The 14,539-nt window shown below is 56.7% G+C and carries 9 protein-coding genes and 1 pseudogene; 5 read left to right on the top strand and 5 right to left on the bottom strand.

What is annotated here, in order from left to right; all coding sequences use genetic code 11:
* Positions 1-17: 17 nt before the first annotated feature.
* Positions 18-1,382, bottom strand: coding sequence for a tryptophanase (locus AC0L6A_RS11015; RefSeq protein ID WP_473290019.1), 1,365 nt, complete (start codon positions 1,380-1,382; stop codon positions 18-20).
* Between the two features lie 145 nt (positions 1,383-1,527).
* A pseudogene (locus tag AC0L6A_RS11010) lies at positions 1,528-2,089 on the bottom strand (LOG family protein).
* A 107-nt stretch (positions 2,090-2,196) separates the two neighbouring features.
* Between AC0L6A_RS11010 and AC0L6A_RS11005 the strand changes: the two are divergent.
* On the top strand, positions 2,197-3,366 hold the full coding sequence (locus AC0L6A_RS11005; RefSeq protein ID WP_473290018.1) for a LysM peptidoglycan-binding domain-containing protein: 1,170 nt from the start codon (positions 2,197-2,199) through the stop codon (positions 3,364-3,366).
* A gap of 4 nt (positions 3,367-3,370) precedes the next feature.
* Here AC0L6A_RS11005 and AC0L6A_RS11000 read toward each other — a convergent pair whose 3' ends face one another.
* Positions 3,371-3,721: an ArsR/SmtB family transcription factor gene (locus AC0L6A_RS11000; protein ID WP_473290017.1), complete on the bottom strand. Its 351-nt coding sequence runs from the start codon at positions 3,719-3,721 to the stop codon at positions 3,371-3,373.
* An 81-nt stretch (positions 3,722-3,802) separates the two neighbouring features.
* Between AC0L6A_RS11000 and AC0L6A_RS10995 the strand changes: the two genes are divergently transcribed.
* Complete coding sequence (locus AC0L6A_RS10995) at positions 3,803-5,629, top strand: ABCB family ABC transporter ATP-binding protein/permease (RefSeq protein WP_473290016.1); 1,827 nt, start codon at positions 3,803-3,805, stop codon at positions 5,627-5,629.
* Between the two features lie 47 nt (positions 5,630-5,676).
* On the opposite strand, the gene AC0L6A_RS10990 is transcribed toward AC0L6A_RS10995, so the two are convergent.
* Together AC0L6A_RS10990 and AC0L6A_RS10985 are read right to left on the bottom strand one after the other, a co-directional pair.
* Entirely contained in the window at positions 5,677-9,450 is a 3,774-nt protein-coding gene (locus AC0L6A_RS10990; RefSeq protein WP_473290015.1) for an efflux RND transporter permease subunit, read from the bottom strand.
* A complete protein-coding gene (locus AC0L6A_RS10985) occupies positions 9,447-10,679 on the bottom strand; it encodes an efflux RND transporter periplasmic adaptor subunit (RefSeq protein WP_473290014.1) in 1,233 nt (410 codons plus the stop codon). Before AC0L6A_RS10985 ends, AC0L6A_RS10990 begins: the two co-directional genes overlap by 4 nt.
* Before the next feature lie 216 nt (positions 10,680-10,895).
* On the opposite strand from AC0L6A_RS10985, the gene AC0L6A_RS10980 reads away from it, so the two are divergent.
* The 3 genes from AC0L6A_RS10980 (at position 10,896) to der (ending at position 14,450) form a co-directional block, all read left to right on the top strand.
* Complete coding sequence (locus AC0L6A_RS10980) at positions 10,896-11,534, top strand: hypothetical protein (RefSeq protein ID WP_473290013.1); 639 nt, start codon at positions 10,896-10,898, stop codon at positions 11,532-11,534.
* Between the two features lie 61 nt (positions 11,535-11,595).
* On the top strand, positions 11,596-12,945 hold the full coding sequence (locus AC0L6A_RS10975) for a PQQ-like beta-propeller repeat protein (RefSeq protein WP_473290012.1): 1,350 nt from the start codon (positions 11,596-11,598) through the stop codon (positions 12,943-12,945).
* 47 nt (positions 12,946-12,992) lie between these two features.
* The gene (gene der, locus AC0L6A_RS10970; protein ID WP_473290010.1) at positions 12,993-14,450 is read left to right on the top strand and encodes a ribosome biogenesis GTPase Der; all 1,458 of its coding nucleotides are present in this window, start codon (positions 12,993-12,995) and stop codon (positions 14,448-14,450) included.
* The last annotated feature ends 89 nt before the right edge of the window (positions 14,451-14,539 follow it).

Below are 14,539 nucleotides of genomic sequence, written 5' to 3'. Positions count from 1 at the left end.
AAAGGGGCCGAAAGAAATTAGAGTGGCGCGAACTTACAGGTGAAATGCCGCATTAGCTTTGGCTCTTCAATGATTTTAAAGCCACGTATACTTTCGCGGATTTCCACAATCTCTTCAAAGGCTTCAATGATGTAGTCCGCGTGGCTTTGGGTATAAGTTCGACGCGGGATTGCAAGGCGTACCAGATCCATAGCTGCCGGTATTTCCGACCCGTCTGGTTGACGTCCAAACATGACCGTGCCGATCTCGCAGGAACGTACACCGGCAATTTCATACAAAGCCACCGCCAGCGCTTGGCCGGGATATTGGGTGGGCGGAATATGAGGTAACCAGCTGCGCGCGTCGATGAACACCGCATGGCCGCCTGCAGGTTTCACCACCGGTACGCCAAGTGCGTCCAGCCTTTCCACGATGTATTCGTTGGTGCGGATGCGATACCGAAGATAGTCTTCATCTACGATCTCGGTCAGACCCTGCGCCAGCGCATCCAGATCGCGTCCAGCCAATCCCCCATAGGTCGGGAACCCTTCGGTGCGGATCAGGTGGGCACGCGCCTGTTCAGCCAGATCGTCATCATTCAATGCCAGCCAACCGCCAATATTGCCAAAAGCGTCTTTCTTGGCGGACATGGTCATGCCATCAGCCACGGTGAAACAATCGCGGGTAACCTCGACGATGGATCGGTCCTGTTGCCCAGGCTCGCGTGATTTGATGAACCACGCGTTCTCGGCGAAGCGACACCCGTCGATGAAGAAGGGCTTGCCGTGGGCCTTGGCCGTGCGGGCAACCGCTTGGATATTTTCAAGGCTGACCGGTTGGCCGCCGCCTGCATTGTTGGTGATTGTCAGCATCACACAAGGAACGGCATCTCCGTGCTCGATCAGATAGGATTCAAGCTTGGCGATGTCCATATTGCCCTTGAAAGGGTGCAGAGATTTCGGGTCGCGCCCTTCGTCGATCACAAGGTCATGGGCCAGCGCCCCCGAGGCTTCGATGTTGCCCCGGGTCGTATCGAAATGGGTGTTTGAGGGGATCACATTGCCAACCCCGCCAAAGATGGCAAACAGGATCGCTTCGGCCGCGCGGCCCTGATGAGTGGGGATGATGTGTTTGAACGGGGCAAGGTTCTGCACCGCATCGCGAAAGCGGTGAAAGCTGGGTGAACCGGCATAGCTTTCATCCCCTCGCATCATCGCAGCCCATTGTTCTGCGGACATGGCCCCGGTGCCTAAATCGGTCAGAAGATCGATCAGAACGTCGTCCGAGTTCAGAGCAAACAAGTTGTAGCAGGCTGACTGCAAAAGCTTTTTGCGTTCGTCCCGTGTGGTCATGCGAATGGGTTCTACAGATTTGATGCGAAAAGGTTCGATGATTGTTTTCATCTTTAGGGCTCCATAAGAGGGCCCCCAAATCCTCGCAGCAACTCACATACACGAAGGGGCCCAGCGCCACGGTTGCCTGCTTTTGCAGACCGCGCTCAGCGCCCATCAAGTTGCGTGCACAGAATTCATATTCTGTGGTGTGTCGTCAAGCGCTGAGTGTCACTTTCAGGTGGTCCACTGCTTGGGCCACATCTTGCACAACGGTCACGAACTCTTTCAGGCCTTCCTCGGCAAAGCCTTGTACGATGACGTGATCCACCAGCCCGATCAGCGAGATCCCAGAACCCGTTTACGTTTAAAAGCAAGATGGGTTTCTTGTGCAGACCCAGTTGACGCCATGTCAGGATCTCGAAAAATTCGTCCAGCGACCCTGCGCCGCCGGGCAAGACCACCACAGCGTCTGAGTTCATGAACATGACCTTTTTGCGCTCATGCATGTTTTCGGTGACGATGAAGCTGGTCAGGTCTCGTTTGCCGACTTCCCATTTCAGCAAGTGTTCAGGGATAACGCCAAACGTATCGGCACCTGCAGCTTGGGCTGCTTGTGCAACTTCGCCCATCAAACCCACATCCCCGGCACCGTAAACGAGCCGCCAATCATTGGCCGCCAAGGCCTTGCCCAAAGCTTCGGCGCTGGCGCGATAGGCTGGATCGTTCCCCATGCGAGAACCGCAATAAACGCAAATTGATGCTGTATGTTGTGTCATGGGGGTCTCCGAGCCGAATATATCGTAATGATCTTTTGACCGGTGTTAGCGGTATTGTTAGGGTCGGGCAAGACAACGCGGCGCAAAGATCGCTGAAGGGGACGTTCATGGCTGGAAGTATCGGCGGCGCGACAGGCGCTGGCAAAATCTGGATTGGTGTAGGGGTTGCTTTGGCCATTGCCGCGGCAGCCTATGGCATCTTTATGCGCCCGGTCGGGGAATTGCCTGCAGTGGACGTGACCGAGGTCGAGGTGGCACCTTCTGGGGTCCCCGCGACGACGACGGACACTCCTGTACCCGAAGCCAGTGCTGAAAGCGCTGCGGAAGACGTTGCTCAGCCTAAGGCTGAGACAGCAGTTGTCCCCAAATTCGATGTTGTCCGTGTGGATCCGGAGGGCCGGACGGTTGTGGCAGGGCATGCCGCGCCGGGGGTGAGCCTACAGTTGCTTCTAAATGGTGAGCCGCTTGAAACCCTAAGCACAGATGCGTCAGGCAATTTCGTGGCGCTTTTGAATATCCCTGTAACCGAACCCGGACAGCTGAGCCTGCAAGAGGTTGATGGCGCAGGGCAGGTCAAGGAAGATCAGCTTGCAAGTGCGATTGTGATGATTGAACCAGTGACGCCTGCGACCAGCACGGTCACATCAGAACCCGCTGCCACGGATGAGACAGAAGGCACGGAAACGGTAGCAGAGGACGCAGCCGAAGTGCCTGCCGTTGAAGAAGCGACACCTGCACCTCGTGTGTTACTGGCGGATGATGAGGGCATCACAGTTCTCCAAGACAGCGCAGGCGATCTTACGGTGCAAAACGTGGTCATTGATGCGATTTCCTATGACGATGCGGGTGAAGTGGCTCTGTCTGGCCGCGCGACAGCGGGCGGGAACGTGCGCGTGTATTTGGACAATGAACCGGTTAAGACGACCACAATCCCCGAAAGCGGGCAATGGCGCTTGCCTTTGCCGGATGTCGCTAGCGGAGTGTATACCCTGCGCGTGGATGAGATCGCGCCTGATGGCTCGGTCACGTCGCGCACCGAAACGCCGTTTAAGCGCGAAGAACCTGCGCAGGTTGCCGCGATTTCAGATGCGGAAACTCCGCGTGAACGGGTCGAAGCGATTACAGTTCAGCCCGGCGCGACCCTGTGGGCCATCGCGCGTACGCATCTGGGCGAGGGGCTTTTGTATGTTCAGCTGTTTGATGCCAACCGGGAGCAGATCAAGGATCCTGATCTGATCTATCCGGGACAGGTCTTTGCAATTCCGGGTGAGGAATAGGCGCTTAAGCCTGTTCTGTGGACGCTTGCGCCTGGGCGCGCTTCGCACCCATACAGGCGGACACATCCGCAGCCCCTGCACAGCAGTCATTCAAGAGATACGCAATGACCTCCCCCAACGCAGTACGATCTGCGGCATAGATCACATGACGGCTTTCCTTGCGCGAAGTTAGAAGCCCGGCTTGCTCTAACTGTGACAGGTGAAACGACAGACCCGAGGCTGATACGTCAAGGGTCTGTGCGATATCGCCTGCACACAGCCCATCATCCCCCCGCGGCACAAGAAGGCGCACGATCTCTAGCCGCGTGTCATGGGCCATTGCAGACAGGGATTTCAGGACTCGACTCTGTTTCATAGTTCAAATATTGATGAAATATTGAAATGACGCAAGCCCCAATGGGTTCAACTGCTCAGCTTGCCCAAAGCCAGGATCACTATGTCTCCCAGCCGCATCACCGCTACCGAGCTTCCAGATGACAATTGGCGCACCATCCGACGGGTCGCGCCTTATCTTTGGCCAGATGAACATCCTTGGGTGAAACGGCGGGTTGTGCTGGCGATGCTGGCGCTTTTGCTGTCCAAGGTGATCTCGGTCGCGACGCCATGGTTTTACCGTGAAGCTGTCAATGCGCTGGCGGGTGAGGGATCTGATCCTGCATTCCTGATGGGGGCAGGGGCGGTGGGACTGACGCTGGCCTATGGCATGGCGCGTCTGATGACCAACGGCTTTCAGCAGTTGCGTGATGCGATTTTTGCCAAAGTCGGCCAACGCGCGCTTCGGCAACTGGCGTTGGAAACCTTCACCCATATTCACCGCCTGTCGATGCGCTATCATATCACGCGGAAAACCGGTGGGCTAAGCCGCATCATCGAACGTGGCGTGAAGGGGGTCGAGTTCCTGTTGCGGTTCATGCTGTTCTCAATGGGCCCTTTGGTCCTTGAGCTTGGCTTGATCGCGCTGATCCTCTTTATCACGTTTGATGTTTGGTATCTGGCGGTCGTGGTGGTCACGATTTGGGCCTATGTCTGGTTCACCTTCAAGGTTACGGAATGGCGTGTGCGGATCCGTAAGGAGATGAACGACCAAGACACGGATGCCAACCAGAAGGCCATCGACAGTCTTCTGAACTTCGAAACTGTGAAGTATTTTGGCGCTGAGAAGCGTGAGGCCGAACGCTATGACGTGGCCATGGCCGGATACGAACAAGCCGCGCTGAAAACCTCGTATTCCTTGGCGTTCTTAAACTTTGGTCAGGCGTTGTTAATCACCGGCGGATTGGTTGCCGTGATGGTTCTGGCGGCTGTCGGGGTCCAAAATGGCCAACTGACCGTGGGCGATTTTGTCATGGTCAACGCCTATATGATCCAGATCACAATGCCCCTGAACTTCCTTGGCACTGTCTATCGTGAAATCCGACAGTCACTGGTCGATATGAGCGAAATGTTTGATCTGTTAGAACAGCCGGCTGAGGTTAAGGATAAGGCATCTGCCCCGGGCATTGCGGTGAAGGGCGGCGCGCTTAGCTTTAAAGATGTGCATTTCGGATATGAACCCGAGCGCCCGATCCTGAAAGGTGTATCGCTGGATGTTGGTGCTGGAAAAACGGTCGCGATTGTTGGTCCGTCAGGGTCTGGAAAATCGACCATCGGGCGGCTGTTGTTCCGGTTCTATGATGTCAATGATGGCAGTCTGTCGATTGACGAGCAGGATGTGCGCGACGTGACCCAAGACAGTCTGCATCGCCAGATTGGCGTGGTGCCGCAGGACACAGTGCTGTTCAATGACACGATCTTTTACAACATCGCCTATGGTCGCCCCGAGGCGACCCGCGCAGAAATCGAAGACGCTGCCAGAGCCGCCAAAATCCATGACTTCATCATGGAACTGCCCGAGGGCTATCAGACGCAGGTGGGTGAACGTGGGTTGAAGCTGTCAGGCGGCGAAAAGCAACGTGTGGGCATTGCGCGTACTTTGTTGAAGAACCCGCCGATCCTTTTGTTGGACGAAGCAACCTCGGCCTTGGATACGCAAACTGAACGCGACATTCAGGACAGCCTGCGCGAGATGGGGCAGGGGCGCACGGTGATAACCATTGCACACCGTTTGTCGACCATCGTGGATGCCGACGAGATTGTCGTGCTGGACGCCGGAGTGATCGTCGAGAAGGGCACCCATGACGCGCTGTTGGAACGTGGCGGTCGCTATGCTGCGATGTGGGCGCGGCAGGCAAGTGAAGGTGAGCCTGACGCATTGGCGGGCTGAAACGACGAGCCATAAAAACGAAAAGGCGCGGTTTCCCGCGCCTTTTTCTATTCTGCTGCTTGCTTGCCGCCCGAAGGCTTAGGCTTAGGTTTCGGCCGCTTCGCCTTCGTCGCTTCGACAGCGGTTTCCTTTGGGCTTTCAACGGGCTCTTGCGCGACTGGCTGATCGCTGGGAACAACCTCTTCGTCCTCAAGCGTCCAGATCACTTCATGAAGTTCTTGCTTTTTCGCGGCTTTCTCAAGCATGCGATCACGCGCTGACTGACCCGAGCTGCGGGCAAGTAATTCAAGTAATGTGACCGAACGATAAGCTCCTGCGGATATCCAGACCCGCAAAGCCAGCATCGACGGTGTGAACACCAAGGTCAGCACAGTCGCGATGCCAAGTCCAAAGACGACAGCTGTGGCCAGCTGCTTCCACCACAAGGCGGTTGGGCTGTCGATCGAATAGCCACCGCCGAAGAAATCAAGCGACAGCCCAAACATCATCGGGGTCAGTCCGGCCATGGTTGTGATCGTGGTCAACAGAACTGGGCGAATGCGTGCTTCTGCCGTGCGGGTAATGGCCTCGATCTTGGGCATATGCCTTGAGTAGTCCTGATACGTATCGATCAAAACAATGTTGTTGTTCACCACAATTCCTGCCAGTGCCACGATCCCCGTTCCGGTCATGATGATCGAAAACGGCTGCTGCATCACCATCATGCCGATCAGAACGCCTGTGGTGGACAAGACCACCGCCAAAAGCACCAGAACCGAGTTGTAGATGCTGTTGAACTGCGCCAGCAGGATGATGAACATCAGCCCCAGCGCGCCAATGAAAGCCTGACCAAGGAAGGCCTGGCTTTCGGCCTCGTCTTCCTGATCGCCAGTCCATTCGTAGGAAATGCCTTCGGGCAGGCCTGTGGCTTCGATCCACTCGGTCAGTGTGGCAATCTGTACGGCTGGAGTTACTGGAGTGCGCGTCAGGTCCGGAGTGTCCTCCATGATCTTCGTTGCCTCGTTCAGCGTGACGACTTGTTCACTGCCATCCTCGTCTGTCAGGCGCACCAGATCGGCAACCACAGCAGCCTTAATGTCGTAGTATCGGCTCTGATCCACTCGGTCGATCTGCGCAAAGCTAGGAACCGGTTTGCGTGTCACGAAGTTCGACAGCGGCACCAGACCACCCGGCGTGCGCAGCCGCAACGTGTCCAGCGTGGACAAGACGCGGTCTTCTTCCGGAAGACGTACGCGGATTTCGATCTCTTCGTCCGAGCTGTCGACCCGCATCGTATCCAGCAAGATCCCATTGGTGATCAATTGCACCATGCCGCCCACGGTGGCGACGTTGGTGCCAAAGCGTCCAGCCTCGGCGACATCCACCTGCAGCTGCCAGTCGATGCCGGGCAGGGGCAGGGTGTCTTCGATGGCATTCAGGCCGGGGGTGGTTTCAAATTTCGCGACGGCTGCGGCCGTTGCAGCTTGCAAGGCGTCCCAATTGTCACCCTTCAAGCGTAGATGAACAGGTTTGGCTGAGGCCGGGCCACGGTTCAGGTTCAGAACCTCAATCCGAATGCCCGGAATGGTCTTCAGACGTTCTTCAAGACGCAGCATGACCGCGTCGCCGTCAAATTCTGGATCAATCTCGCGCGTGGTAAACGGAATGATCCCGAACAGCGGGGCATCCGTTTCGACAGACGGTCTGTCATCCCAAGAGACCAGCTCAATCTGCAATTGTCCCACAGTGTCGCGGGGGCCAGATGCGCCGCCAGTGTTCTGGTTCAACCCACCAGCGCCAGCAAATGCAAAGACGCTTTCGATGCCTTTGGTGCTGAGCGCGATGTCTTCAGCTTGACGCACCATTGCGTCTTTTTCAGAGATGCTCAGATTGCCACGTCCGCGCACGTAAACAATGGCTTGTTCGGGTTCACTGTCCGTGAAGAACTCTACGCCAAGGCTGTTGCGACCAAACGTGCTGAACGTGGCAGCAACAAAGCCCACCACCAGAACAATACTGACAACCGGCATGATCGGATTGCCTGCGATGAAATAAATCACGCGCCCAAAGGTGGTGCGTTGATATCCGCCATGCACGTGATCATCTTCGCGATGCCACGGCATATGCCAGTCAATCGATCCCATCGCGATCGAGGTCGCGGATGCCCCGATCAGGAACATCAGGGCGCCGGGCAGGATGGCCATCGCGCCCTCGAACGGGCTGGTGCCGCCGAAAAGGTATCCGGGATTAAGCAACTGAAGGGCGGACAGGAACAGAACGTAAGCCGACACAACCGCCAAGGGGAGGCGCACCCAAATTGGCGTGACGGACAAGGCGTTGGACAAGGTGCCAAACAACCGGCTGATGCGGCCCGAAACCCCACCCACAACGGGCAGATAAACAAGTGCCACCAGCAGTGATGCCGATAGAACATAGATCAGGGTCTTTGGCAGCCAGCCCATGAATTGACCTGGAATGCCCGGCCAGAACAACATGGGCAAGAACGCACAAAGTGTCGTCGCGGTTGAGCTGACAATGGGCCAGAACATCCGCTTGGCCGCCATCGTGTAGGCCTGCATGGGACCCACGCCCAGTTTGATCTTTTTATCTGCATATTCGACGACAACAATGGCCCCGTCGACAAGCATGCCGACGGCAAGGATCAACCCAAACATCACGATGTTCGAGATCGTAACCCCAAGCGCGCCAAACAATGCAAAGGTCAGAAGGAATGATGTTGGAATGGCAAAACCCACCAGCAGCGCCGGACGGGTGCCAAGCGCGCCCAGAACGACGATCATCACCAGTGCTATCGCTGTCACGACCGAGCCTTCCAACTGGCGCACCATGCTGTCCACGATGATGGATTGGTCATTCGACACGCCTACCCATACTGCTTGTTGCAGCTCGGGGGGCCAATCGGCGCGGGTTTCATCAACGATGCGCCGAACTTCGGCAGCTGTGCCGATCAGGTTGAACCCTTTGCGTTTCACGACCTGAAGCGCAACGGTGGTGTCGCCGTTGAAGCGGGCAGTGCCCTCGCGGTCCTCAAACGTCAGACGGATGGTCGCCAGATCGCCAAGCGTCACAACGCTGTCGTCATTCACTTTGATGGGAAGGTCATAAATGTCCTGCAGCTCATCAAAGGACGAGGGAATTTTGATCGCTGTTGATCCTGTTGGCGTCTTGATATCGCCCGCTGCAATCAGCTGGTTGTTGTTTTGCACAACCGAGATCAACTCGCCCGCTGTCACGTTGTAAGCCTCAAGCTTCAGCGGATCGATTTCGACCTCAATCATCTCATCGCGATATCCAGCAAGCGAGGCCTCAAGCACACTGTCCAGCGCTTCAAGCCGGTCTTGAAGATCGCGCGCGATCTGTACCAGCGTGCGTTCAGGCACGTTTCCGGTCAGGTTCACAATGATGATCGGGAATTCCGAGAAGTTGATTTCATTGACCGAATAGCTGTCATAGCCAGAAGGGAAGTCCCCTTCGGCGTTGTTCATCGCGTCCCGGACGTCGGCCATGACCTTGGTTTTGTCCCAGCCAAACTCGAACTCCAACGCGACGCCTGCATAGCCTTCGGCGGCAGTGCTCGACATGGTTTTCAGCCCGTCGACATCCGCCAGCTGGGTCTCCATCGGGCGAACCAGAAGCTGTTCGGCATCCGCGGCGGAAATGCCGGGGAAGGGGACAGAGACAAAGATCGCTGGGATTTCAATGTCCGGCTCGCCTTCTTTTGGAAGGCTGACATAGGCAATTGTGCCTGCCAAAACAGACAGGAACACGAAGGCAATAACCATTCGGGCCCGTTCAGAGGCCCAGTCAATGATTCCGGTCATAACCCGGCCTCCTGATAGGTGATGTCCAGTTCAGAGCCGTCAGTGACATAGTGATGGCCGATGATGATGACATCTGTTGCGTCACCCAGTCCGGTTACCCAGACGCCTTTCAGGCTGTCGCGCACAACCGTTACGGTTTTGAACCCAGCGGTTTGACCATCTGCAACAACACGCACGCCAAGATCTCCGTTATCGTCCAGCGTCAGGGCGCTTTGCGGCAAGAGATGCGCAGTGGTTCCCTGACCGTTGGCAATAATCTCGGCTGTCTGGCCTGCGCGCACGGGGGATTCACCCTCTGCCGGCTGGACCTCAACATCGACGCGGAAGGTGCGCGTCACGGGATCGGCCGTATCCGCAACAAAGGTGACTTTACCTTGAAGTGTCCGGCCCGATGCCAAACGCACATTTGCACCCAGCCCTGTGGAAAGCTGATCAACCAACAGCTCTGAAACAAAGCCTACAACCCGCACCGGATCATATTGCACCAAGGTTACGCATTGCGCGCCCGGCTGCAGCAATGTGCCAATATCGGCGGTATCTGTTTCAAGCTCACCTGCAAAGGGCGCGCGGATCTGAAGGCGTTCAATCTCGCGTTCAGCGGCGGCAACGCCGGCTGCGGCCGACTGGATCGATGCGTCTGAACTGGATGCCCCGGAACGGGCTGAAATGACACCAGCCCGCGCTGTTTCAACACCGGCGCGGGCGTTTGCAACGCGCGTGTCTGAGGCAAATCCGCCTTCAGACAGCTTCGTGGCGGCGGTCAGATTGATTGTGGCTTCATCCAAGCGGGCCTGAGCTTCGATCACGCGGGCTTCAGATTCGGGCGCACGCGCCTTGGCTTCGGCAAGACGTGCTTTGGCTTCAGCCAGACTGGCTTCGCGCGTGCCCGGATCAAGGCGACACATGACGTCCCCCTTTGCAACGCTTAGACCTTTGGAAAGCTTGTCCGAGATAACTTGCCCTGATGTTTCAGCGCGCAATTCGACACGGCGGGTGGCTTCGGTGCGCCCTCGAATAACAATGGGTGTTTCGATTTCGCGGGCCGTAGATTTCAGCACAACCACTGAAAGGCCAAGCTTGTCAGCCCCGTCAGCTTTCTGCGGGCTGTCTGCAACTTCCGTTGCGACCTTAGAAACGCCGGCGGCCTCATCAAGGGTGTCGCGTTGGAAAACAAGCATGAATAAGCCTGCAATGACCAGCACAGCTGTCAGAATAGGAAATAGACGCATGACCCCTCCTGGTGGGAAAATTTATGAAGGTAATGTTTTGCGACTGAACATAGGTGCTTGTGTTCGCGGTAACAAGTTCAGAGGTCGGATTTGATGATTGCCATTCGTGATGAATCGGATCGCTTTTGGCGCTTTGTTCACGGTTGCATTCTATGCCCCTTGGCAACGCTGCTTCGTTCGGGCAAAAGAAAGCGACTGAAATCGGAGGCAGGCGCCGTGAGCGACACAGATAGTTTCATCGAAGAAGTGACCGAAGAGGTCCGTCGAGACAAGCTTTATTCAATGATGCGACGTTATGGCTGGATTGCCGTTCTTGCAGTTGTCGCTGTTGTGGGTGCTGCGGCCTATAATGAATGGCGCAAAGCCAGTGAACGTGCCGCGGCCGAGGCTTTTGGCGACGCCATATTGGCCGCCGAAAGTATTTCTGAGCCCGAACAGAGAATCGCAGCGCTTTATGGTGTTGCAGCGTCGGGCGAACAAAGCGCCGTTTTGAACCTTCTTTTGGCAGCGGACACATCGGATCAATCCGCCGAGGCCCTTGGCAAAATCGCGTCTGACGCAAGCCTGCCGGATCATTTCCGTCACCTAGCCATGTTGCGTCTTGCCCAGTTGCAAGACGAGGCTGTGACGCTAGATGAGCTTCGGGGCATGCTTGCTTCGGTTGTTGTCGCTGGCGCGCCTTACCGCGTCCTTGGAGAAGAAGCTCTTGCCATTGCTGAACTGCAGGCCGGAGAAAATGAAGCCGCACTAACCCGCCTTCAGGCACTTTTGGTTGATGACGAAGCATCGGGGGCCTTGCGTCGCCGGGCTTCTCAGTTGATTGTTGCGCTAGGGGGCACGCCAGAGGCATCCTGATTGCCAGGAATATGCTGTAAGCCTTTGACGATATTTATATGAGATCCTTGGGGGATTTGTTGTGAAATTCAAATTGAGCGCCGCGCTTTTGACTTCGATGAGCATTCTGGCTGGATGTTCGACCCCGGAATATATTTTGCCGGGTGACCGCGAAGGTCTGCGCAGTCCCAACCCTCAAACTCTTGGTGAAGATGCTGCTGCCGACGCAATTGCGCAACGCGCCGAGACAGAACAAGAAGATGGGGCACGGCCGATCAGCCTGCCGCGTCAGGTGAACCACGCCAGCTGGACCCATTTGGCCGGATCACCGACCCATCAGGTACAGCATGCGGCTTTGTCCTCAACGCCTCAGCTGATTTGGAGCGCCCCGATCGGGCAGGGCAATGATCGCAAACACCGCATCACTGCTGATCCGATCGTTGCCAATGGCCGCATCTATACACTGGATAGCCGTGCACAAGTGGTGGCAACGTCGACCTCTGGCGCGTCCGTTTGGTCGCGTGATCTGACACCGGCCTCAGACAAGTCTGATGACGCGTCGGGCGGTGGTTTGGCTTACGCTAATGGCGTTGTTTACGTGTCCTCTGGTTTTGGGCTTGTGTCGGCGTTGGATGCCGCCACCGGCAAAGTGAAATGGCAACAACGTATGGATGCGCCGGGTTCGGGCGCACCGGCTGCTGTTGGTGGATTGGTCTATGTGGTCAGTCGCGACAACACGGCGTGGGCGATGGACGCTGCCACGGGCAAGGTGAAGTGGCGCCTGACCGGCACACCAAGTCAAGAAGGAGTGGTTGGCGTTTCGTCACCTGCCGTGACCGACCGCGTTGTGCTTTTGCCCTTCGCCTCGGGCGAGATCGTAGCAGCCCTGAAAAAAGGCGGCACACGCACTTGGTCTAGCTTGATTGCCGGGGAACGTTCGGGCCGTGCCTATACACAGGTCACGGATATCACCGGCGAACCTGTGGTGAAAAACGGCGTGATCTATTCCGGCAGCCCGGCAGGTCGCACTGTGGCCCTGAACCTTTCAGGCGAACGGCTTTGGACGGCGACGGAAGGGGCGACCAGCCCGGTTTGGGTCACAGGTGGCTCTGTCTTCCTTGTGTCGGATGAAAACGAGATTGTGCGCCTTGATGCGGAAACCGGCGAACGGGTCTGGGGCACGCGTCTGCCTTACTTCACCAAACGAAAAGCACGTAAGATCAAACGGATCCATGCCAATCTTGGCCCGGTTCTGGCGGGTGGAAAGCTGTGGGTTGCGTCGTCTGACGGGATCATGCGCGGCTATAATCCCGTGGATGGTACCCTGATTGCACAGACCGCTGTACCGGGTGGCGCAGCGACGCGACCAGTAGTTGTGAACGGTGTCGCCTATGTGGTTGCACGCGACGGCAAACTTCTGGCTTTGCGCTGACCGTAAAAGCGTGTATGCGGGGCGCTTGACGCAACCCGGAGTGCAAAATGAGCTTCACCCTAGCCATCGTGGGGCGCCCAAATGTGGGCAAATCCACCCTGTTCAACCGCTTGGTTGGCAAACGCCTTGCACTGGTCGATGACCAACCTGGCGTGACCCGTGATCTGCGCGAAGGCGAAGCGCGGTTGGGGGATTTGCGCTTCACTGTCATCGACAGCGCCGGGCTTGAAGAAGCCACGGACCAAAGCCTGCAAGGGCGGATGCGTCGTTTGACCGAACGCGCGGTCGAAATGGCGGATGCATGCTTGTTCCTTGTGGACGCGCGCGCTGGGATTTTGCCCTCGGACGAGGTGTTTGCTGACATCCTGCGTCGCAAGAACGCCCATGTCATTCTGGCCGCCAATAAGTCCGAAGGCAAAGCCGGGGAAGCCGGTTACCTCGAAGCCTTTTCGTTGGGATTGGGTGAGCCGATCCGCCTATCCGGCGAACATGGTGAGGGAATGGGCGAGCTGATGGATATCCTCCGCCCCATCTCAGAGAAATTTGAAGCGCGCGCCGCTGAAACAGCGCCCGAAACCGACGTAGATTATGATGAGGATGCGGATGACGGCCCACGCATGCCGACAGAAGAAAAACCTTTGCAGATTGCTGTCATCGGCCGCCCGAACGCTGGGAAATCAACGCTGATTAACAAGTTGATCGGTGAAGAACGTTTGCTGACTGGCCCCGAAGCCGGCATTACGCGCGACGCTATTTCGGTACGTTATGACTGGGGTGGTGTGCCTGCCCGGATTTTTGACACAGCAGGCATGCGTAAGCGTGCCAAGGTTCAGGAAAAGCTAGAGAAGCTATCCGTCTCTGACGGTGTGCGAGCGGTGAAGTTCGCCGAGGTTGTTGTTGTCCTGTTGGACGCTGCAATACCCTTTGAGCAGCAAGATTTGCGCATCGCCGATCTGGCCGAACGGGAAGGCCGCGCCGTCGTTGTCGCCGTGAATAAATGGGACGTGGAAACAGAAAAGCAGGCCAAGCTGAAAGAACTGAAAGAGGCGTTTGACCGCCTTCTTCCGCAACTACGCGGTGCCCCGCTGATCACGATCTCGGCCAAGACAGGTCGTGGGTTGGAACGTTTGCAAGAAGCCGTCATGCGCGCCCATGATGTCTGGAACCGTCGCGTGAAAACCGCGCAGTTGAACGGTTGGCTGGCTGAAATGGTATCCGCACACCCACCCCCCGCGCCGGGTGGCCGCCGTATTAAACTGCGGTACATGACTCAGGTTAAAACCCGACCACCGGGGTTCGTTGTGATGTGTTCGCATCCCGACAAGCTGCCGGAAAGCTATTCACGCTATCTGGTTAATGGGTTGCGGGAAGACTTCGATATGCCGGGTACACCCATCCGCCTGACCATGCGTGGACAGGGTGACAAGAACCCCTATAAAAACCGCAAGAAATCAACACCTTCGCGGTTGCGTAAGCACCTTGGAAAAGGACGCGCGGACGAATAATCCATGCGCTATCCGCACTGAAAAGCAGAAACTCCGTCCGTTGCAAAACGGGCGGAGTTTCGCTTTTGTGGGGAAAAAGACTCTCGGTT

This window comes from Aliiroseovarius sp. D2-2 (assembly GCF_055809455.1).
Note: the sequence above shows the minus strand (reverse complement) of the source record. Positions and strands in the feature narration are given on the sequence as shown.